At 34.5% G+C, this 21,488-nt stretch carries 22 protein-coding genes and 3 pseudogenes; 22 read left to right on the forward strand and 3 right to left on the reverse strand.

Going from position 1 to position 21,488, the window contains the following annotated elements; all coding sequences use genetic code 11:
• Positions 1-46: 46 nt before the first annotated feature.
• From AZF08_RS24005 to AZF08_RS24015, 3 genes are all read left to right on the forward strand, one after another.
• Positions 47-1,948 carry an endonuclease MutS2 gene (locus AZF08_RS24005; protein WP_033677114.1) on the forward strand — a complete coding sequence of 634 codons (1,902 nt, stop codon included), beginning with the start codon at positions 47-49 and terminating at the stop codon, positions 1,946-1,948.
• A gap of 11 nt (positions 1,949-1,959) precedes the next feature.
• A complete protein-coding gene (locus tag AZF08_RS24010; RefSeq protein WP_033677112.1) occupies positions 1,960-2,487 on the forward strand; it encodes a GNAT family N-acetyltransferase in 528 nt (175 codons plus the stop codon).
• A 323-nt stretch (positions 2,488-2,810) separates the two neighbouring features.
• Positions 2,811-3,845 carry a serine hydrolase domain-containing protein gene (locus AZF08_RS24015; protein WP_033677110.1) on the forward strand — a complete coding sequence of 345 codons (1,035 nt, stop codon included), beginning with the start codon at positions 2,811-2,813 and terminating at the stop codon, positions 3,843-3,845.
• 294 nt (positions 3,846-4,139) lie between these two features.
• Here the strand turns inward: AZF08_RS24015 and AZF08_RS24020 are convergent, their stop codons facing one another.
• Complete coding sequence (locus tag AZF08_RS24020) at positions 4,140-5,105, reverse strand: quinone oxidoreductase family protein (RefSeq protein WP_033677107.1); 966 nt, start codon at positions 5,103-5,105, stop codon at positions 4,140-4,142.
• Between the two features lie 137 nt (positions 5,106-5,242).
• On the opposite strand from AZF08_RS24020, the gene AZF08_RS24025 reads away from it, so the two are divergent.
• The 4 genes and pseudogenes from AZF08_RS24025 (at position 5,243) to AZF08_RS24035 (ending at position 7,673) form a co-directional block, all read left to right on the forward strand.
• Positions 5,243-6,148 carry a LysR family transcriptional regulator gene (locus AZF08_RS24025; protein ID WP_033677104.1) on the forward strand — a complete coding sequence of 302 codons (906 nt, stop codon included), beginning with the start codon at positions 5,243-5,245 and terminating at the stop codon, positions 6,146-6,148.
• A 214-nt stretch (positions 6,149-6,362) separates the two neighbouring features.
• On the forward strand, positions 6,363-6,923 hold the full coding sequence (locus tag AZF08_RS24030) for a GNAT family N-acetyltransferase (protein ID WP_033677103.1): 561 nt from the start codon (positions 6,363-6,365) through the stop codon (positions 6,921-6,923).
• 154 nt (positions 6,924-7,077) lie between these two features.
• Positions 7,078-7,251 (forward strand): annotated as a pseudogene (locus AZF08_RS29310) (DNA polymerase subunit beta); the annotation flags it as partial.
• A gap of 191 nt (positions 7,252-7,442) precedes the next feature.
• Positions 7,443-7,673, forward strand: a complete 231-nt coding sequence (locus tag AZF08_RS24035) for a hypothetical protein (protein ID WP_033677100.1) — start codon at positions 7,443-7,445, stop codon at positions 7,671-7,673.
• A 34-nt stretch (positions 7,674-7,707) separates the two neighbouring features.
• On the opposite strand, the gene AZF08_RS24040 is transcribed toward AZF08_RS24035, so the two are convergent.
• The gene (locus AZF08_RS24040) at positions 7,708-9,033 is read right to left on the reverse strand and encodes an ArsB/NhaD family transporter (protein WP_033677098.1); all 1,326 of its coding nucleotides are present in this window, start codon (positions 9,031-9,033) and stop codon (positions 7,708-7,710) included.
• Between the two features lie 248 nt (positions 9,034-9,281).
• Between AZF08_RS24040 and AZF08_RS24045 the strand changes: the two genes are divergently transcribed.
• From AZF08_RS24045 to arsC, 10 genes and pseudogenes are all read left to right on the forward strand, one after another.
• Positions 9,282-9,632 carry a YojF family protein gene (locus tag AZF08_RS24045; protein ID WP_033677097.1) on the forward strand — a complete coding sequence of 117 codons (351 nt, stop codon included), beginning with the start codon at positions 9,282-9,284 and terminating at the stop codon, positions 9,630-9,632.
• 15 nt (positions 9,633-9,647) lie between these two features.
• Positions 9,648-10,310 carry a bacillithiol biosynthesis deacetylase BshB2 gene (bshB2, locus tag AZF08_RS24050; protein ID WP_033677095.1) on the forward strand — a complete coding sequence of 221 codons (663 nt, stop codon included), beginning with the start codon at positions 9,648-9,650 and terminating at the stop codon, positions 10,308-10,310.
• 135 nt (positions 10,311-10,445) lie between these two features.
• Positions 10,446-10,703: a YuzF family protein gene (locus AZF08_RS24055; RefSeq protein ID WP_051725879.1), complete on the forward strand. Its 258-nt coding sequence runs from the start codon at positions 10,446-10,448 to the stop codon at positions 10,701-10,703.
• 352 nt (positions 10,704-11,055) lie between these two features.
• Positions 11,056-11,224, forward strand: a pseudogene (locus tag AZF08_RS30260) (IS1595 family transposase); the annotation flags it as partial.
• 83 nt (positions 11,225-11,307) lie between these two features.
• Positions 11,308-11,816 (forward strand): annotated as a pseudogene (locus AZF08_RS24065) (NUDIX hydrolase).
• Positions 11,817-12,122: 306 nt separating this feature from the next.
• A complete protein-coding gene (locus AZF08_RS24070; protein WP_033677091.1) occupies positions 12,123-13,322 on the forward strand; it encodes a multidrug effflux MFS transporter in 1,200 nt (399 codons plus the stop codon).
• Between the two features lie 267 nt (positions 13,323-13,589).
• The gene (arsR, locus tag AZF08_RS24075; protein WP_033677089.1) at positions 13,590-13,895 is read left to right on the forward strand and encodes an arsenical resistance operon transcriptional regulator ArsR; all 306 of its coding nucleotides are present in this window, start codon (positions 13,590-13,592) and stop codon (positions 13,893-13,895) included.
• Between the two features lie 60 nt (positions 13,896-13,955).
• The gene (locus AZF08_RS24080; protein ID WP_033677088.1) at positions 13,956-14,399 is read left to right on the forward strand and encodes an ArsI/CadI family heavy metal resistance metalloenzyme; all 444 of its coding nucleotides are present in this window, start codon (positions 13,956-13,958) and stop codon (positions 14,397-14,399) included.
• Between the two features lie 18 nt (positions 14,400-14,417).
• The gene (gene arsB / locus AZF08_RS24085; RefSeq protein ID WP_033677087.1) at positions 14,418-15,458 is read left to right on the forward strand and encodes an ACR3 family arsenite efflux transporter; all 1,041 of its coding nucleotides are present in this window, start codon (positions 14,418-14,420) and stop codon (positions 15,456-15,458) included.
• A 25-nt stretch (positions 15,459-15,483) separates the two neighbouring features.
• Positions 15,484-15,888, forward strand: a complete 405-nt coding sequence (arsC, locus tag AZF08_RS24090) for an arsenate reductase (thioredoxin) (RefSeq protein ID WP_033677084.1) — start codon at positions 15,484-15,486, stop codon at positions 15,886-15,888.
• Positions 15,889-16,016: 128 nt separating this feature from the next.
• Here the strand turns inward: arsC and AZF08_RS24095 are convergent, their stop codons facing one another.
• Complete coding sequence (locus AZF08_RS24095; RefSeq protein ID WP_033677081.1) at positions 16,017-16,415, reverse strand: DUF2871 family protein; 399 nt, start codon at positions 16,413-16,415, stop codon at positions 16,017-16,019.
• A 407-nt stretch (positions 16,416-16,822) separates the two neighbouring features.
• On the opposite strand from AZF08_RS24095, the gene AZF08_RS24100 reads away from it, so the two are divergent.
• From AZF08_RS24100 to AZF08_RS24120, 5 genes are all read left to right on the forward strand, one after another.
• On the forward strand, positions 16,823-17,752 hold the full coding sequence (locus AZF08_RS24100) for an AAA family ATPase (protein WP_033677078.1): 930 nt from the start codon (positions 16,823-16,825) through the stop codon (positions 17,750-17,752).
• A complete protein-coding gene (locus tag AZF08_RS24105; protein WP_033677075.1) occupies positions 17,749-18,846 on the forward strand; it encodes a DUF58 domain-containing protein in 1,098 nt (365 codons plus the stop codon). Before AZF08_RS24100 ends, AZF08_RS24105 begins: the two co-directional genes overlap by 4 nt.
• 12 nt (positions 18,847-18,858) lie before the next feature.
• Positions 18,859-19,569, forward strand: a complete 711-nt coding sequence (locus AZF08_RS24110) for a hypothetical protein (protein WP_033677074.1) — start codon at positions 18,859-18,861, stop codon at positions 19,567-19,569.
• Between the two features lie 150 nt (positions 19,570-19,719).
• Complete coding sequence (gene aiiA / locus AZF08_RS24115) at positions 19,720-20,472, forward strand: quorum-quenching N-acyl homoserine lactonase AiiA (RefSeq protein ID WP_033677072.1); 753 nt, start codon at positions 19,720-19,722, stop codon at positions 20,470-20,472.
• Positions 20,473-20,662: 190 nt separating this feature from the next.
• Positions 20,663-21,235: a histidine phosphatase family protein gene (locus AZF08_RS24120; RefSeq protein WP_033677070.1), complete on the forward strand. Its 573-nt coding sequence runs from the start codon at positions 20,663-20,665 to the stop codon at positions 21,233-21,235.
• Positions 21,236-21,488 lie beyond the last annotated feature (253 nt).

Here is a 21,488-nt window from a genome sequence, read left to right on the forward strand (position 1 = left end):
TATCTTCATGTATGGTCTGATTAAATCATAGTGAGGAGAATGAAAAGTGAATAAAATGACTTTTGAAAAGTTACAATATAACGAATTAAAGGAAATGGTTAAATCTTATTGCGTGAGTGGATTAGGGAAACAGTTGTTAGATAAATTGGAGCCAAGTGCAAGTATAAAAGTAGTGAAAAATCGTTTGAATGAAACAACGGAAGCAAGAACAGTATTAGATGCAGAAGGGCATGTTCCTTTTTTCGGAATTTCTAATATTGATAGTACCATTCAAAAACTTGAGAAGGGTATGATTTTAGATCCAACGGAGCTAGTAAGTGTAGCAGACTTTTTAAGAGGGTGTCGAAAGATTAAAAAGTTTATGCTGGAGAAAGAGTTCTTTGCACCAGTATTAGCATCGTATGCGAATTCTATGTCAGAATTCAAAAGTGTGGAAGAAGAAATTGATTTTTCAATTAAAGGAAATAGCGTCGATTCAGCGGCAAGCAAAGAATTAAAACGAATTCGAAATAGTATCGACTCAGTAGACGAGAAAATTAAAGAACGTTTAAATAAATTTTTAAATAGTAGTGCAAATAAGAAATATATTCAAGAGTTCTTTATTAGTAAAAAGGATGATCGATATACGATTCCAGTTAAAGCTTCCTATAAAAATCAAGTTGTGGGAACAATTGTTGAAATTTCTTCTAAAGGTTCTACAGTTTTTATAGAACCAAATACTGTTACAAAATTAAACGTGGAACTAACAAGTTTGAAAGCTGAAGAAGCGATAGAAGAATATCAAATACTAGCCACTTTATCAGGAATGATCTTAGAGAATATATATAACATCAAGATTAATATGGAGCTTATTAGTCAATATGATTTGGTGTTTGCAAAAGCGAAATTTAGTAAACACATCGGCGGGATAGAGCCGAAATTAAATGATTATGGATATGTAAAGTTAGTTCGCTGCAAACATCCACTTTTATCCGGAGAAGTTGTACCACTTAATTTTGAAATCGGGCAAAATTATCGAAGTTTAATTATTACAGGTCCGAATGCTGGTGGGAAAACAATTGTTTTGAAAACGATAGGATTATTAACATTAGCGACAATGTCAGGCTTGCATATTGCTGCTGACAAGGAAACAGAAATCGCCGTTTTTGAAAACATCTTCGTAGATATTGGTGACAATCAAAGTATAGAAAATGCGCTAAGTACATTTTCATCTCATATGAAAAACCTTTCGGAAATTATGAGAGTATCAAACAACAATACACTTTTACTATTTGATGAAATAGGAAGTGGTACGGAACCGAATGAAGGAGCCGCACTTGCGATTTCTATTTTAGAAGAGTTTTATCATATGGGGTGTACTACAGTTGCGACTACTCATTATGGAGAAATAAAACGTTTTTCAGAAATGCATAGCGATTTTATGAATGCGGCAATGCAATTTAATAATGAAACATTGGAACCACTGTATAAGTTAATGATAGGAAGGTCTGGAGAAAGTAATGCCCTATGGATTTCTAAAAAAATGAATGTACGAGAAAGTGTGTTACAAAGAGCGAAAGGCTATATGGAAAATAAAGAGTATCATTTAGAGTGTGTAAACGAAGATAAGATAAGGAAGCCTAAGGTCGTCAAAGAGAAAACCGAAGAGAAGAATGAATATAAAAAAGGGGACCGTGTGACATTATTAGACTATGATGACTTTGGAATTGTATATAAAGAGAAAGATAATTTTTATAATGTCGTTGTATATTATAACGGGGAATTTATAGAAGTAAATGTTAAGCGAATCTCTTTAGAGGTACAGGCGAAGGAATTATATCCAGAAGGGTATGATTTAGACACATTGTTTGTGGATTATAAAGAACGAAAAATGCAGCATGATATAGAGCGTGGATCGAAAAAAGCGCTTCGCAAAATTCAAAAAGAAATAAGAAAAAGTAGAGGTTGAGATGAAATGAAATGAATATAATGATTAGACAAGAACTTGAGAAAGATTATAACTGGATAGAAGAAGTTGTAAAACAAGCGTTTTTAAATGGAGAATATAGTGATCAGAAAGAACATGAACTTGTAAATCGAATCAGAAAATCTGATGCGTTTATTCCAGAGTTATCATTAGTAGCGGTGGATAAAGAAATTGTTGGTCACATTCTATTATCTAAAATTAAAATAGAACATGATGATAAATTTGTAGATTCTTTAGCTCTCGCTCCAGTTTCTGTTGCACCAGATTATCAGAAAAAAGGGATTGGGAGGTTGCTAATTTCAGGTGCATTAAGAAAGGCAAGAGAGCTTGGGTATCATTCTGTAATTGTTTTAGGTCATAAAGATTATTATCCGAAATTTGGTTTTAAACCGGCTAGCCTATGGAATATACGAGCGCCATTTGAGGTGCCAGACGAAGTATTTATGGCGATGGAGTTAACGGATCATGCTCTTCAAAATATACAAGGAGTTGTTCAATATTCGGAAGCTTTTTCTGAATAGAACTTGGTATTGAATAGATAAAGTGTAGCTAGAAAAAAGAAAAGGATAGATAAAGCAGAAAACATATGCTTTATCTATCCTTTTTTGTATGACATACGACGATCTTTGCTATCACAATAAAATTATTCTGTGGTCTTCAATTAAAGGTATCGTTAGTTTTACAGAAAAGAGAGGAGTATGTTTCATAAAAAATATTTTAGATTATAGAATGAAGTATTAGGCTGTAAAAAAGAAAAGATGTGTTGGACAAAGAAGGAATATTAATCTCTTTGTAAGAATAAAACCTACGGTAAAAATACTATAACAAAAGGGGAGAGAGGGAGATGGACAAACAAAAAATCAAAAAGATTTTCAGACGAACTATAAGTTCTAAGCAGATACATAAGTGCGTCCTATTTGTAGAAAATACAAATGGAGATTTTTCATATAGTAATGGGTACGGAGGAAAAAATATCGATACACCATTACTGATGGCAAGTATCACAAAGTTGTTTACGACCACTTGTATTTTTATTTTGAGGGAGCAGGGCAAGTTAGCGTTTGATGACAAAGTAACAAAATACTTTAAAAAAGATACGTTGAATAACCTTCATATTTATAAAGATCAAGAGCATTCGTTGAGGCTGACACTTTTAAATTTATTATTTCATACAAGCGGATTACCGGATGCCTTTGAAGAAAGTAGTAACAATGTTAAAAAACGTGTCATTCATGAGGATATGGAGATTGATTTTGATGAAAAGATAACATTGACCAAACAATTAAACCCGTACTTTGCACCTGATGAGAAAAAAAGGGCTCATTATGCAGATGTGAACTTTGACATGCTCGGAGAAATCATTGAAACAATTACGAATTCAACATTAGAAGATGCATATAAGCAGTTGATTTTTGACCCATTAGAGCTCAAGAATACGTATCTTCCAACAAGTGAGTATGACTTTGTTCCTAATATTTTTTATAAGGGTGCTTCTCTTTACCGTCCGAAAATTATTAAGAGCAGCGGTGCTAGCGGTGGTGGTATCTCTACAGCTCGTGAATTAATGATATTTATTAAAGCTTTCTTTGGAGGGAAATTATTTAATAAAACTGTTTTTCATGAACGCAAAGTATATAACAAGTTACAAGCTTCCATGTACCCAATTCAATACGGTGGTGGATATATGCGTGTCCCGTTAAATGGTCTTGCAACACTTTTTATGGGAAAAGGTGAGTTGCTTGGTCATTCCGGCTCAACAGGTTCATTTGCCTTTTATTATCCTAATAAGGATTTGTTTTTTGTTGGAGATGTAAATCAAATGGCGAATCCTGCACTCCCCATACGATTCGTGATGCGGCTTGCTATGTCGATTAAGTGAAACTTTCTTTAGCAAGAGCACCTTAAAGTAACGACTTGATATGGTTATTAAACTCACTTTGTTTCAGTGGCATCCAATTCATATCATTAATGTTGTTGTAAATAAAATCATTTAACAGTGTTATAAAACAAAAAAGTACATCACTAAATATATGAATGATGTACGATTTCGACGTGATATGTAACATGATAGATAAGATAGGGGTTAAAAAAATCTCGTGTACAATCACTTACTCTTAAATACTACAGAGTGGTCTAATTCCTCTTTTTGATTTGATTTTTGAACCAGAAATTATCATGGTATTAATAAAATTTTCCCCGTACTTCTTCGACTTTCTAATAATCGATGTGCTTCAGCCCCGTTTTTTAAAGAGAAAGTAGTTGGACTTTGGATATTTAATTTTCCAGCAGTAATCCAATCAAATAGTTGCTGTGAACGTGTTTTGCGTTCTTCATACGTTGTTAGTACATTCCAAAGATCTCCACCAGTCAATGTTTTTGAAGTGTCCATCAGCATTCGAGGATTAACGGGAGCAGGATCACCACCGGCCATTCCATAAAATACGACGGTACCACCGATTCGTGTAGTTTGAAAGCTCTCTTCTAATGTAGACCCTACGGATTCATATACAACATCAACCCCAAGACCTTTTGTTACATCTATTACTTTGTTACACCAAGATTCTGTATATAAAAAAACATGGTCTGCCCCAACTGAATAGGCTATCTTTGCTTTTTCTTTTGATGAAGTAAGGCCAATTACTTGCCCGCCTTGTAGTTTTATCATTTGAATGAGAAGTTGACCTACGCCTCCAGCAGCTGCATGGACTAAAACAAAATCACCATCTTTTATTTTGTAACTGTCTTTTGTTAAATAATGAGCCGTTAAACCTTGCAATAAAACAGAAGAGGCTATTTGGAAGGAAATAGAATCTGGGAGCGGAATAACTTTTTCTTTTGGAACGGCTACTAACTCCGCATTTGTGAACGGGACATCAGCAAATGCAACGCGATCTCCAATGTTGATGTTAGAAACTTCATTACCAACACGCTCTACAATTCCTGATCCTTCATACCCTAATATATAGGGTGGTTTTCCAGTGAGATGATAGGCACCTCTACGTCTATATATATCAGCAAAGTTTAAGCCAATTGCTTTTGTGCGAACAAGAATTTCATTCGATTTTATAGTTGGATCTGACAATTCTTGATATTTTAATACATCAGCATTTCCAAATGCCTCGAAACAAAGTGCTTTCATATGGAATACCTCCAATTTGTAAGGTGTATTAATATTGTTTGTTAATGGTTCTTATCATACAATATATATATCAATAGACAAAGAAGATTATTTCGATGGAATCAATCGGAAATGACGATTGAAAGGTAAGGAGGATATTGGAAATAAAACAATTAATTACATTTAAAACAGCAGCAGAAAATTTGAACTTTACGCAGACTGCAAAGAAATTGAATTTTGCTCAATCAAGTGTCACCGCTCAAATAAAAGCATTGGAGACGGAACTTGATACACCATTATTCGAGAGGTTAGGTAAGCGGCTATTTTTGACTGAAGCAGGACGAAAGTTTCAGTTATATGCAGACAAGATGATTGCGTTAAATTATGAGGCGAAGATGGCTGTGAAAGATGAGGGAAAAATATCTGGTACGTTAGTGATTGGTGCACAAGAAAGTCAATGTACATATCGGCTTCCTATTATTTTAAAAGAGTTTAAGGAAAAGTTTCCTCAAATAAAGCTTATATTTAAACCAGCTCATTCAAATGAAGATGCGAAAGAACAATTGATGGAAGGTAAAGTGGATTTAGCATTTATTTTAGATGAATGTAAAACTGAAGATGTTTTGTATGTAGAGTCACTTATCCAAGAGGAATTAAAAATAGTCGCTTTTCCTAATCATCCTTTATGTGAGAAATCTATAATTTCCACAAAAGATTTCGAAAACGAAACGCTTTTATTAACGGAACTTGGTTGTTCGTATCGTACTATATTTGAAGAATTATTTCGTGCAGAAGGCATATATCCTACAAATAAAATAGAATTTGTTAGTGTAGAAGCAATTAAACAATGTGTAATTGCGGGACTAGGTATAGCGATTTTACCAGCAATGGTAGTAGAAAAAGATATACAAGAAGGCACGATGAAGGAGTTAGTTTTGAGGAATACAATCGCTCCTATTTTTACGCAAATTGCTTGGCATAAAGATAAATGGATGACTTCGCCGTTACAACAATTTATAAATGTGACAAGAGCATCATGTTCCAAAGTGGACAAGATTTTTTGAGGGTATCATGGTTATAAAGAAGGTCTAGTTGAAATAACTGTTGAATGAATAATCTGGAAATTATACAATGAATGTAATCTTATGAAAAGGAGATGTGCCAATGTTAGCGCTTATTGTAAGTATCCCATTATTATTGAAAACTATAGAACAAGGGGATACGTAAGTCTGATAAATTACAGAACTATCCCCATAACTGAAAAGGGGGATTTTTGAAATGAACAAGACAGTGAATAATCTTTTTCTAGGTGAAAGAATTAAATTATCAGCAATTAGAGCTGAAGATATTGAACAAATGGCTATTTGGCAAGAAGATAGTGAGTATTTAAGAAATGTAGATACGGATGTAGCAGTTCTGCAATCTTTGCATGAAATAAAGGAATCTGAGCTATTAAAAGGACGACAGTCAAATAGTGTTTCTTTCATGCTAAGAACGATTCAAGATGATACTTTAATTGGCTTTGTGGCACTTCATAGCATAGAGTGGAATAATAGAACGGGTTTGCTAGCAATTGGTATAGGTGATAAGAAATATAGAGGTAAGGGATATGGTACGGAAGGATTACGTCTTATTCTGAAATATGCTTTCCACGAATTAAACTTACATCGTGTAGGTCTCGATGTTATTTCATACAATAAGCCTGCAATTGAAGCGTATAAAAAGGTTGGCTTTAAGGTGGAAGGATGTATGAGAGAAGCTGTTCAGCGAGATGGGAAGAGCTTTGATCGTATTATAATGGGTATATTGCGAAACGAATGGATAACAATGCACAAATAATTTGAATAAGGTTAATAAAGTGAACTGACCATTCATGCGAAATATAAAGAAAAACAAAAGAGAAATCTAGTGGCTTTATAGCTTGTTAGATTTCTTTTTTATGGAATCGCTTCGGTTATCACGATAAGATTGTTCGGCTAAGGATGAAATTATTGGGTTAATGCTTATTGGTTCCATTGCAAGAAGAGATGCTTATGCAGACTTCGATTTAGATTTATATATTCTTTTAGAAAATGGACAAAATAAAAAGTTTCATTCTGAAATTAGAGATAATATTTTAATTGAATATAAATATGCAGACTTTAATCAAGTTCAATTAAATTTTAAAAAATAACTCTCACATATACCCTCTTAGTACCCTTAAGTTGATGGCGATGTGGTGCTACCCTATATATAGATTCGTTAAGAGTGAAAACTCTGCTATAAATATATTCAATAACATGCATGTGATTTGCAGGAGAAGGGATAATTCATGTCGAATTTTTACAACATATGGAATGGAATAAGGAGTCGTGTTAAATGAATTTAGAAAAGCCAAAACCAGTAAATGAAGAATTAGCGGATTTAAAGGAGCTTGTAAAAGAATTACATGGTAGCGTGCATCAGTTACAAAGTGAGGTTCAACAGCTTAGGCATGAAAGGCCAGTTGTTGAAGTTAAAAAAGGCGTTCAATTGTCACCAACAATCGTTGGGCAAATTGGTGGTATGATTTTAGGAGCACTTGCAATTATCGGGATATTTTGGCGGTAAAAAAGGTTTGCAGCATGAAGCTGCAAACCTTTTTTTACATTAAATAACGTAAATATATATAAGCATGTGATAATAATAATGCGAGAATTGTTAAAGGTAAGCCGATTTTTAAGAAATCAAGGTAAGAAAATCCATGCCCTTCACGATTCGCGATTCCTGCAACAACTACATTGGCAGATGCCCCGATTAACGTTCCGTTTCCTCCTAAGCAAGCACCAAGTGATAATGCCCACCATAATACTTCAATTTGCGGAGAGTCAACAGAAAGTCCAAGACCTGATGCTAAATCTTGAATCAGTGGAATCATTGTTGCGACAAATGGAATATTATCAATAGTAGCTGATGCCACACCTGATACCCATAAGATAAGAATCGCTGCAAAACCAATATCACCATTTGTCACATCAAGTACTTCTTTTGCAAGTGATGAAATAAGGCCAATGTCAATTAACCCACCAACAAGAACAAACAATCCAGCGAAGAAGAAGATTGTTACCCATTCTACATGAGCGAATACATCTTCTAATTCGTGCTCTTTCACACCGATTAACATGAGGAGTGTAGCACCAGTCATCGCAATAACTGCCGCATCGACATGAATAATAGAATGAAGAACAAAGCCGAGAATTGTTAGTCCTAAAATGGAAAGGGATTTTAAGAGTAAACTTCGATCACGAATATAGTCTTTTTCATTTAAGGCCATAAGTTTGGCGATTTGTTCAGATGTTGTTTTTAATTTATTTCGATACATAAGGTAAATAATGCCTAATGTAACAATAGAAATAATAAGTACAATTGGTGTCAAATTAAGTAAAAAGGCATTAAAATCTAAGTGTTTATTAGCAGATCCAATCATTATGTTAGGAGGATCCCCAATTAGCGTTGCGGTACCACCGATATTTGAAAACAATACTTCAGAAATTAAATAAGGAACAGGTTGTACTTTTAAAATACGCGTGATGGATAATGTAACAGGAACAATTAATAAAACGGTCGTTACGTTATCTAAAAATGCAGAACCGACTGCGGTTAATAGGGATAAAAATAATAAAATTCGAATGGGTTTTCCGCCGGCTGCTTTTGCTGCTTTAATGGCTACATATTCAAATACACCAGACTGGCTCGTAATATGAACGAGAATCATCATTCCAATTAAAAGGGTGATCGTTTCCCATTGAATATGCGATGTAAAGGCAGCATGTAAGTCTACAATTCCAAAAATAATCATAATGGCAGCGCCGAAAAGTGCAATTACAGCACGATTCAACTTCTCGGAAATAATAAATCCGTATGTCACTAAAAATACGGCAATTGCAAAGTAATATTGCCAATTTGCTACTTCATGTGCTGAATGTTCCAACATGTCACCTTCTTTAAAATGTGTATTAAATTGTCGAAAAATATCCCTCCGCGTAAACTCTATTGTAGCAAATTCAGTACGAGAAAGAAAACGATATGCAAAAGTGAAAAGAACATTAAATTTCACGTACTAAATTAAAAATAAAAAATAAAAATGCAAATTATTATGCAAAGTAAACATTGTCCTCTATTATAGAGATAGCAATTTACATTGTTTTTGCGTAAAATGGTTTAAAGAGGTGAAATCCGATGGAAATAGTAAAAGATAGTGCTGTTATTCAACATGAAATCGAACGTTTTGTAAATAAAGATGTATATATTCATTTAGAAACGACAAATGGAGCATACGCTTCACATTTTAATGAAAAAATGATGACGGTCGGAGCGTTTATTCGAAATGCAATTATTCGTTTTGAACGCGGTAAAATAACAGGAACAAATCCATACCGAGTGGGCCTGAAAATGGACCACGGCTGGGTATATGCAGAAGGTATTACGCATTGGGAAGTAGACGAGAAAGATCGTTTATTACTAGCAGGACATGACAACAAAGGTCGTTTAGCAGTAGCACTTGAATTAAGCTTGACGCCATTTAAATAAGAAGGAGGGAAAAGTATGGAGAGACATGTACTTGTTGTATTTCCGCATCCAGATGATGAATCATTTGCAGCGGGAGGAACAATTAGTTTATTAAGAAAGCAAGGAGTACCTGTAACATATGCGTGCGGAACACTTGGACAAATGGGACGCAATATGGGGAAAAATGTTTTTGCTAACCGTGAAACGATTCCAAATATCCGTGAAAAGGAATTAAAAGATGCATGTGAAGCGATGGGCATTGAAGATTTACGTATGCTCGGTTTCCATGATAAAACGTTAGAGTTTGAAGATATAGATTTTGTAGCAGATAAAATCGAAGCAGTAATGCGCGATGTGCAGCCATCTCGAATTATTACATTTTATCCAGAACACGGCGTTCATCCAGATCACGATGCATTTGGCCGTGCTGTAGTTCGTGCAGTATCACGTATGCCAAAAGAAACCCGTCCGGTCATTCATGCAGTTGCGATTACGAAAAATCGTGAAGAAGTACTAGGTGAGCCGGATGTTGTAAATAATGTAAGTGAAGTATTTGAACAAAAGTTAGCTGCTTTACGTGCACATCGTTCACAAACAGAAGCAATGCTTGAAGAAACACAAGTGAAACTGCAAAACAAAGATGCAGCAACATTAAAATGGTTACAACTCGAACAATTTTGGACTTATAAGTGGGAGTAGACTAGAAGATAGATTTCTAGTACTCCTTACATACAAAAGCGATGTCACATTGTGGCGTCGCTTTTTCTGTTAGATAGGCACTTCTTACATGAACAGCACATACACTACAGCAAATCTTGAAAAGAGGGGGACCTTATGTACGATTCATATGAAGATTTGTACGGCTATTTTCGAGATGGTTATGAGATCAATGGTGAAGTGGTCGCGTTAGTTGATCCATACGTTGTACAAACACTGCAATCTATTGTTGGCAAAAAGATTGTAGTTGAAACGATACGTGGTAGTGTAAATGGTACGTTGCGAAGTGTAAAATTAGATCATATTGTATTAGAGGAAAAAGAAACGCCTATGTTTGTTCGAGTGCAGCAAATTGTATGGGTTAAGCCGGAGTAATTAAGGAAAACAAAGTGTAATATTAAATAGCTAAAAACACCTTTCTAAGCTTAGAAGGGTGTTTTTAACTTTATGAGTGTACTATAAATGTATCTTTAAGTTTAAATATGTAGTAGTTTGAGAATTGTTCTTTCATTTTAGATGTAATCTAATATTTTTATATCGACTCCATCTATATATCCTATTCCTTTCTGTAAGTCCCATAGTATTATTTCTGATGTTTCGTCATTTTCTTTAAAGGGTTGTAGTTCTTTTATCGTAGTGAAATAGACTGGATTGAATTTTATATCACCAGTCACGGTATTTTTCACTTTTAGTAAGCCTTTGAATTCTAATTCGGTAACTATTTGACCGATTCAATGGCGTGGCAACAAAGTACCTCGACCATTATTTGAGATAGTTCCAATTCCTGGATATTATTAGGCATCGAAGCAACGATTCTACTGTTAGTAAGTAAGATGATAGTGGAGAGTTATTTATTCTCAACGAATGCAACATATGATATGTTTTTATTGTTGTAATATTCCGAATGAATAAAATAGTCTGTTCAACAAGCGGGCAGTTTAATAGAATAAGAGAAATCGTCATATTTAAGGGGGATAAAATGTTTAAATACACAATTTGCTTGATAAAAAAAGATGACAAGCTATTACTATTAAATAGAAGTAAAAAGCCTGGAATGGGGTTGGAGGAAAAATTGAAGAGAATGAGACTCCAGTTGAAGGTGTAATTAGAGAGATTTATGAAGAAACTAGCATCCGGATAAAAGATGTGACTTACGCAGGAAATGTTGTATTAAAAAGTGAAGTTGGTAATTCTGGTATATACATTTTTATTGTAGAAATGCCAGAGCATTCGAGTATCCAAACTCCTGTAAATACTGAAGAAGGGACGTTAGATTGGAAATCGATACAGTGGATATTGGATGAAGACAATATGGGAATTATTAGCCACTTGAAATGTTACTTACCTTTAATTTTAGAAGGTAAATATGATTTAGAACATACTTTTCTTTACGATGTACATAATATTTTAGATTATACGACTTCTAAAATCACAGAGAATGAAGTTCATAAGAAATACAAAAAAATTTCACAAACATCTATTCATTAAACGGGGCTTTAATAGAATAAGCAAGAGAACTTCTAAGCAACGGAAGTTCTCTTAATTTTGTATGAAAATCAACAATAATATTTAACATAGCAAATAAAAAAGAAATGTATAATACAATTTATCCTGTATAATTAGAATTAATAAAATAAATGTTAATTCATACCCTCCTATAGGTATTAACATGAAGTAATCGAGGTGTTTGTTTTGTTGTTTTATGATCGAATTTCTATAATGGCCCCTCCAGTTCCGTAGCGAAAGAAAGCTCTAAATATCTGAGATTTTCTAAGTTATAGGAGGGTGTTAGAAATGAAAAAAGTCTCAGTACCATCGCTATGGTTAATGATTATTCTTGTGGCATTTCCGCAAATTAGTGAAACAATTTACACACCGTCTTTACCCGATATTTCCAATGCTTTGCATGTAAGTAATAATGCTACGCAGCTAACACTTAGTATCTATTTTGCTGGATTTGCTTTAGGTGTATTTTGCTGGGGATGGTTGTCTGATATAATCGGGCGTCGTCCGGCGATGCTTTGGGGAATTGCAACTTATGGGCTTGGTAGTTTATTATGCTACTTTGCAAATTCAATTGAAGTATTGCTATTAAGTCGCTTTGTACAAGCATTTGGAGCAAGTACAGGATCAGTTGTTACGCAAACAATTCTTCGTGAAAGTGTAAGTGGACATAAACGTCATGTAATGTTCGCGCAAATTTCAGCGGTTATTGCATTCACACCAGCTGTTGGTCCATTAATCGGTGGCTGGATTGATCAAATATTTGGATTTAGAAGTGTTTTTCTTACTTTAGTTGTTATGAGTATCGGGATATTAGTATGTACGTTTATAACGCTACCAGAAACTCGAACAAATGTAACAACAAATAAAATAAATGTTTTCTCTGTCATAAAGCGAATAATAAGCGACTCAAAAGTAATGATATTTGGAGTGCTGATTGGAGGAACAAACGGTATATTATTTAGCTATTACGCTGAAGCACCGTTTATCTTTATTAAGTATTTTAAGCTATCACCTGGTGTATTTGGTTTTTTAGGTATAGTTGTAGCTTTCGCTTCAGTTATTGGAGCGCAAATTTCAAAACAGTTACTATCGGTTTATAAGCCAGAGAAAATTATCTACATGGGCTGTATTGTAATGACAGGGGGAGCTACTATTCTATCTGTTATCGTACTTACTGGAACGATTGCAAATATGAAATATATGATAGCGTTTCTTATAGCTGTATTTGTATTGCTATTAGGAATAGGGATTGCCTTGCCCAATTGTCTCAGCTTAGCATTAGTAAATTTCCAGGACGTTATAGGAACAGCCGGTGCTTTATTTAGCTTAGGCTACTATATTATCGTTACTGTTACGATTTGGGGAATGAGTCAGTTGCATACAGGTTCTTTACTTGTCATGCCATTATATTTTCTCATTCTTGTAGTTGTCATGATGGTTCTAAGTCGGATGTTTATTTATAATAGTAAGGTTAAAAAATCTGTTTAAATATAAAACTACAAATATATAAGGTGAAAGGAGTCCCATAGATGAAATGGGACTCTTTTTTGCTTTGTGTGAAATTATGAATGCGCATTGTTAGGAGAAGATTAAAGAAAGGGAAAGGAGGATTTTTGAACAGCCGTTCACTTTAAGGCTAGTATTTAGTATTCATGTAACTAATAAATCAATTATTTTTGATTTATTAGTTGAATTTATAATGAAACAGTGCATATAATATAAATATCAAAAAAAGTTGATGAAAGGAGTGGAAGTATGAAAGAAAACTTTGGACAATTTGAAAAGAAATTTAAAGCCCTTGCTGATCAAAAAAGACTAGAAATTATGTATGAGCTGTGCCAGCGTGGACAAACGTGTGTGTGTGATTTAACAGAGGTATTTGGAATTTCGCAATCTAAACTTTCCTATCATTTAAAAATATTGCTTGATGCAAATTTAATTGTAAAAGAAACAAAGGGAACGTGGAGCTATTATGATTTAAATGATGAAGAAGTAAATAATTTGTTATCCGAAGAGCTTTGTTGTGTGTTCCGAAAAAGTGGCAGAGGAAGTTGCTGCTAAGTTTTTTGTGCTACATAAATCAAAAAAAATTGATTAATAAAATTGAGGGAGGAATAGGATATGCAATATGTACATGTTGGGATAAATGTGACGAATTTGGAAAAATCAATCGAGTTTTACAGTAAGGTATTTGGAGTAATACCAGTGAAAGTAAAAGAAGATTATGCGAAGTTTTTATTAGAAATTCCAGGATTAAATTTTACTTTAAATGTAAGAGATGAAGTAAAGGGAAACCAGGTAAATCATTTTGGTTTCCAAGTAGAGAATCAAGAAGAAATAATCATGCATAAAGAGCGTTTAGAAAAAGAAGGGTTCTTTGCTCGTGAGGAAATGGATACAACTTGTTGCTATGCTGTGCAAGATAAGTTTTGGGTGACAGATCCTGACGGGAATGAATGGGAGTTTTTCTATACGAAGGCTGATAGTGAAGTTCACAAAGTAGAAACGTCTAGTTGTTGTGTAGATTCCGATAGGGAAATTACCAATTCAACCTCATGTTGCTAAAACGAAAAGGAGAATAACATGAAACGATTATCATTTTTAGATCGATATTTAACCATTTGGATTTTCCTCGCGATGGCAGTAGGGATTGGAATCGGGTATCTATCACCTGGATTTGTTGATGGAATGAATCGTTTGCAGGTAGGAACAACCTCTATTCCGCTTGCAATTGGTTTAATTCTGATGATGTATCCACCGCTTGCAAAAGTGCGTTATGAAGAGATGGGGCGCGTTTTTACAGATGTAAAAGTATTAATATTATCACTCGTACAAAACTGGATTATTGGACCTGTCCTCATGTTTGCTTTAGCCATTATCTTTTTACAGGATAAGCCAGAATATATGGTAGGATTAATCATGATCGGCTTAGCACGTTGTATTGCAATGGTTATCGTTTGGAATGACTTAGCAAAAGGTGATACAGAATATGCGGCAGGATTAGTTGCTTTTAACTCTGTATTTCAAATGTTATTTTTCTCAGTGTATGCTTATGTATTTGTAACAGTCATTCCAGAATGGCTAGGGATTGAAGGTGCTGTCATCGATATTACAATGGGAGAGGTTGCTAAATCAGTTTTTATTTATTTAGGAATTCCGTTCATCGCTGGAATACTAACACGTTTGAGCTTTGTAAAAGCAAAAGGGCGAAAATGGTATGAAAAAGTATTCATTCCGAAGATTAGCCCGATTACATTAATTGCATTATTATTTACAATCATTGTGATGTTCTCATTAAAAGGAGAGGTCATTGTTAGTGTACCACTTGATGTCGTACGTATTGCGATTCCATTACTTATTTATTTTATACTAATGTTCTTTGTCTCTTTCTTCATGGGAAAGAAGATTGGTGCAAATTATGGAGTAACAACAACATTGGCATTTACGGCAGGAAGCAATAACTTTGAGTTAGCAATTGCTGTAGCTGTAGGGGTATTTGGAATTCAATCTGGAGCAGCATTTGCAGCGGTTATTGGGCCTTTAGTAGAAGTTCCCGTTATGATTGCTCTTGTAAATGTAGCACTATGGTTTGGGCGTAAATACTTTCAAACACAATCAAAATAAATATTGATAAAAAGGTGGAATTCACATGGAAAACAAAAAAACAATTTACTTCTTATGTACAGGAAACTCTTGTCGTAGCCAGATGGCAGAAGCTTGGGGGAAAATATATTTAGGTGACAAATGGAATGTGCATTCTGCTGGTATCGAGGCACATGGAGTTAACCCAAATGCAATTAAAGCGATGAAAGAAGTAGAGATCGATATCACGGATCAAACATCTGATATCATTGATCGTGAAATTTTAGATAAAGCAGATCTTGTTGTTACCCTTTGTGGCCATGCAAATGATGTATGCCCAGTGACACCTCCGCATGTAAAACGTGTTCACTGGGGATTTGATGATCCAGCGGGACAAGAATGGACTAAGTTCCAACAAGTTCGTGATGAGGTTGGTATACGTATTAAGAAGTTCGCTGAAACGGGAGAATAATCAATATAGTATCAGTATAGAAAAGGGGCTGTCTCCAAAAGATTGTTTTTAACAACCTTTCAGGACAGCCTCTTTCTATTTTTTGCTTTTGTTGATGTTTTGTTACACAAAATATCACTTTTATAAAGCTACATTTTATATGATTTTTTTAATAGGATCATAAACCAAACAAGGCTGAGACCGATGATAGAATGAGAGATTCCGACTATATAGGTTAATTCTTTAAAGTCAGCCCCATTTAACTGAAGAAGTCCTCGAGTTGCCATTGAAGAAAGTGTTAAAATTAATCCAATATTATGGACAATGAACCACATATTAAAACCCTTCACCTTATGAAATGCAAATGATTTTGCTAGTGCTAAGGCAATTAAAAAAAATAAAAATCCAAGTACTAGCGTATGTGTGTGCAAAAGGTTCAGCAGAGTAGATCCTAGAATACCCTTTGATTTTGCATATTCTCTAGCGAATACACCTGTTAATAAACCGATAATTAAATACGTAAGCGATGCATAATATAATTTTTTCATTATATACCTCCTGATGCAGAATCTGTAATGTTGATTTTTGATTCGTAAATTCCTATTGTATTTTTAAATGTTATATAGCAAAAACTCCTAGGTTCCCAGGAGTCATGGTATAACAGATTTAAAATTATTTTATCATAATTATAGGGTATTCGATTATATAAAATAATCGAACTTTGTGTGAACAAAGAGGTAGTGTAAGAATCAGATTTAACTAGATATGGCTATTCATCAAACTATGTATAGTGTGTACGATGTTTTGAATTACCCTCGGGAGGAGAGCTGAAATGTAATAAAGTTTCTTATAATAAGTTCGATACTTCTATTTCCAGTTTATAGAAAAAACTTTATGTGCTAAAATACTGTTAAAAGTCAGAGAAATCCAAAAACAAGAAAGGTGGATGCGGTATATGTCGATATTAAATAAAATTAAAGAAAATGTTTCAAAAGTTATTGTAGGAAAAGAAGAGATAATTGATTTAGCAATGATTGCGTTAGTCGCAAACGGGCACGTTTTATTAGAAGATGTACCAGGAACAGGGAAAACAATGCTTGCTAAAACACTTGCTAAAAGTATTGATGGAGCCTTTCAACGTATACAGTTTACCTCTGATACGCTGCCTGGTGATGTAGTAGGATTAGAATATTTTGATATGAAAGAGAGTGATTTTAAAACAAGAAAGGGTCCTATTTTTGCAAACCTAGTTTTAGTAGACGAAATTAACCGGGCGGTTCCACGTACACAATCAGCGTTATTGGAAGTAATGGAAGAACGTACAGTGACAATTGCAGGAGTAACTCATACATTACCAAATCCGTTTATTGTATTAGCCACACAAAATCCATTAGAATCAGCAGGAACATTTGCGCTCCCGGATGCACAGCTAGATCGATTTTTATTAACAATTCGACAAGGGTATCCAAATCGGAAGTATGAGAAAGAAATGCTAAAACGATTTAAAGAAAGCAATCCATTTAACCATTTAAAAAGTGTTGTAGCTCTTTCAGATATATTGGATATGCAGGAACAAGCCAAGAAAATTCATATACACGATGAGGTGGAAGAATATTTGCTTGATATCGTGGAAGCAACGCGTAATCATAGCTTGGTAGAAATTGGAGTTAGTCCTCGTGGTTCTTTAGCATTTATGAGAGCTGCGCAAGCAAGAGCTTTATTAAAAGGTAGAGAATATGTAACGCCTGATGATTTGAAAGTTTTGGCATCTTCGGTTTGTGCACATCGATTAACACTAACAATTGAAGGGGATATGAAAACAACAAAAGTAGATGTACTGAATGAGATTGTAGAAAAAATTGCAGTTCCAGTGGAAAGTGTATGAATGAAATAATAAAAAGGAAAAATCCAATGTTGGAGCCACTCTTTATAGGATGTATAGGGATTTTTTCTCTTATACTGGTTGTATTTACGAATCAAATTCTAATTGTGGCTGCTTGTTTGTTTTATTTGTTGCTAGTTGGATTTATATCCATGTATATGAAAGCGGTCATGAAAGTAAGATGGGATATTTCTCAAGACCAAAAGAGGTTGTTTATTGGAGAAAGAGGAGAGTGTGCAGTGCAAATTATAAATGAGGCACGCTTTCCGATTTTTAAAGCAATTCTTCAGTTTCGCTCTGATGAACAGATGCAGTGGGAAATTGGTCAGAAGATGCAGCGTTCGCACCACTCGTATCAAATTCCTCTCCAAATAGAAGGGAGGGATATGATGACAATTATGTTAGAGGGAAATTCAAATGGAAGAGGGAAACAAGGATGGCAAGCAGCGGAACTTGTAATATCAGATCCATTTGGTCTTCTAACTTATTATTTGCCTATTGAACGAAAGAAACTCCCTGAATTTCATATTCTTTCGCAAATGTCTAAAGTAACAATACCGGAAATGACAACATGGAAACATGGATTTCGCAGAGCGGCTGTTTCTCCATTGTATGATGAAACGAAAATAGTAGGTGTGAAGGATTATGAAGGAGAAGCATTCCGTTCGATTCATTGGGGAGCTACTGCAAAAACGGGGGTTATAAGTGTGAAAAAGTATGAATATGTACAAGGAGACCGGTATGCAGTGTATGTAAATATATTAGGAAAAACAGGATATACACTTCGGACAGATATGGAAAATTTAATTCGAGTAGCTGCCGGAGTATGCCGAGAGTTGATCGCACAAGATTGCTCTTTTGAACTATGGATTAATGGAGTACGTGAACAAGGTGTCATTCACTTAAAGGGAGGAAAGCATCGAAAACAACTCTATAAAGCAATGGATCTATTGTCTTCGTTAACAGAAAAGGATACACCACTTAATGCGCATTTCTTCTATCAAACAGGATTTCGAAGACAAGAAGCAGGTTGTATTCCATTAATTATTGGGTATCCACCTGAAAACCAAAAAGGCTGGAGACAAATCGTGAAGTAAAGGAAGGAGAGTATGGAGAAAATTAAACGGGGACCACAAATTATATTTTGTTTCTTAACCATTAGTATCTGTTTCGGATTAGCGATTGGAATAGCCGAAGGAACCTTTTTTACAAAAGAGAAGGTGTTTGGTTTTTTAAATTCGAAGAGGGAATTTGAAGAATCTAAGCATGCAAAACGCTTCAAAGGTGAGGAGACGCTACTTGAGGATAAGAGGGGGGATTTGGAGGAAGTAGAAGAATTTAATAAGAAAGGGAAACCGATAAAGAAGAAACAAAAGGATAATACGATACAAGAAGCAATAGAACAATTTCTATCGTTTGTGAGAAGTAATGGAGTATTATTGAGTATATTATTTATAACGATGCTAATTTTATTTTTAGTTTTCCGTCGTATCCAGAAAAAAAGACAAATTTCCAATGAAAGTGTTATGAAAAAGACGGAAAGGGATGACGATAAAAAGGTTCACGATGAAACCGATGAGGTAGTGTCTTTTCCAGCAAATGAAATAAGAGCAATGCTAGTAAACTGGGAGCGTACATTGCCAAAATTCGAGAAGAGGAGACTACAAGAGACAATGCAGCAATGGTTTTCTCGGATTCATAAGAACAATGATATTATCCCTATCTATGAAAAAGTAAGATATGGGGAAGGAGATGCTTCAAAAGAAGAATTACAAACTATGCAAAGATGGGTAAAAGAAAATGTAAAGAAAAGCTTATAATGTCAATTTGCAATAAGGTTTTGGCATTTAAATATGTATGAACAGTAAATTTATGGTGAAATACAAAAGAGTGAGAAGGAGAAAGTCTCCTATTAATGGAAGTTTTACTGTATTGTTTTGTCCAAAATCATATGTAAAGGTGGATATATAATGACAGTAAAAAAACTTTACTTTTTACCAGCAGGACGCTGTATGTTGGATCATTCTTCTGTTAATAGTACACTTACTCCTGGTAAACTCCTAAATTTGCCGGTATGGTGCTATCTTCTAGAAACAACAGAAGGCCCGATTTTGATAGACACAGGGATGCCAGAAAGTGCAGTAGAAAATGAGGATCTTTTTAAGGGTACATACGTTGAAGGGCAGATCCTTCCTAAGATGAAGGGAAATGATAGAATCATAAATATTTTGGAATGTGCGGGGTATCAACCTAATGATCTTCTTTGTATTATTAGCTCTCATTTACATTTTGATCATGCTGGAGGGAATGGAAGCTTTGCCAAGACACCAATTATTGTGCAACGAACCGAATATGAAGCTGCTCTGCATAGGGAAGAATATTTAAAGGAATGCATATTACCAGATTTGAACTATCAAATTATTGAGGGAGATTATGAAGTAATGCCAGGTGTTCAACTGTTATATACGCCGGGTCATTCACCAGGACATCAATCAGTACTAATTAGGACAGAAAAATCTGGGCCTGTTTTACTTACCATCGATGCATCTTACACACAAGAGAATTTTGAGCAGGGAGTCCCGTTTGCAGGATTTGATTCAGAAATGGCTTCAAAGTCTATTAAACGATTAAAAGAAATTGTTTTGGATGAAAAACCTATTATTTTCTTTGGGCATGATATGGAACAAGAGAAAAATTGTAAAACATTCCCTGAATACTTATAGATGATTCATTTTGTAAAAGAAAAAAATAGTGAAGATTATATGGGGATTTTGTGGAATGTTGGAAGGTAGGCATCCTCAGTTCTAATCTTAATTCTGTAGATATGTGAATAATGGTTTTGTAATAAAGCATAGTATGGTCGATATGAAATCACACTAGTTTATGATTCATAAGTATTTTTAGGAGGAGTTTATGTATACATACATTTACATGGTTAGACATGGTGAATCGCCTAAAACAAACGGAAACGAAAGAACTCGTGGTTTAACTGAGAAGGGAAAGCTTGATGCGTGTAGAGTAACTGAATTATTGAAAGAAGAAGGAGTAGACACGTTCATTTCAAGTCCATATAGTCGAGCTGTGTTGACAATAGAGGGGTTAGCTCAATTTTATGATAAAGAAATACTCATAAACGAAAACCTTAGAGAATGTACGTTTTCAGGTGAAGATAAGATAATATCAAATAAGGAATTATATCCACTCGTAGAGAGGCTGTTTTCCGATCCAGATCTTTCATTACTTGGAGGAGAATCAATTGTAGATTGTCAGAGACGATCTGTGACAGTATTGAAAGAGATAGTAAAGAATTTTACAGGTCATAGAATTGTAATTGGTACTCATGGACTTGTCATGACGTTAATGATGGCATATTTCGATAGCCAATATGGATTTGAATTTTTAATGAAGACATCAAAGCCGGATGTATACAGGATGAAATTTCACGAGGAACAATTCATTGATACAAAGAGATTATGGACAGAATAGTTTTATACGCAGAAGCATTTTGAGCATGGGATTTCATTAGCAGGATTTGATACGGAAATGGCTCTAAGGTCTATCAAATGTTTAAAAGATATTGGTCTGAATGAAAAAACTATTATATTCTTTGAACATGATATGGCACAAAAGAAGAGGTAGAAAATATTAATGTTGTATTCGGTAAATTAAGATATTGAGTACGTATGATAGATGAATATTATACAAGGGAAGAAACAGAGAGTATCTTATAATCTCTCTG

The organism is Bacillus gaemokensis (assembly GCF_001590835.1).
GTDB lineage: Bacteria > Bacillota > Bacilli > Bacillales > Bacillaceae_G > Bacillus_A > Bacillus_A gaemokensis.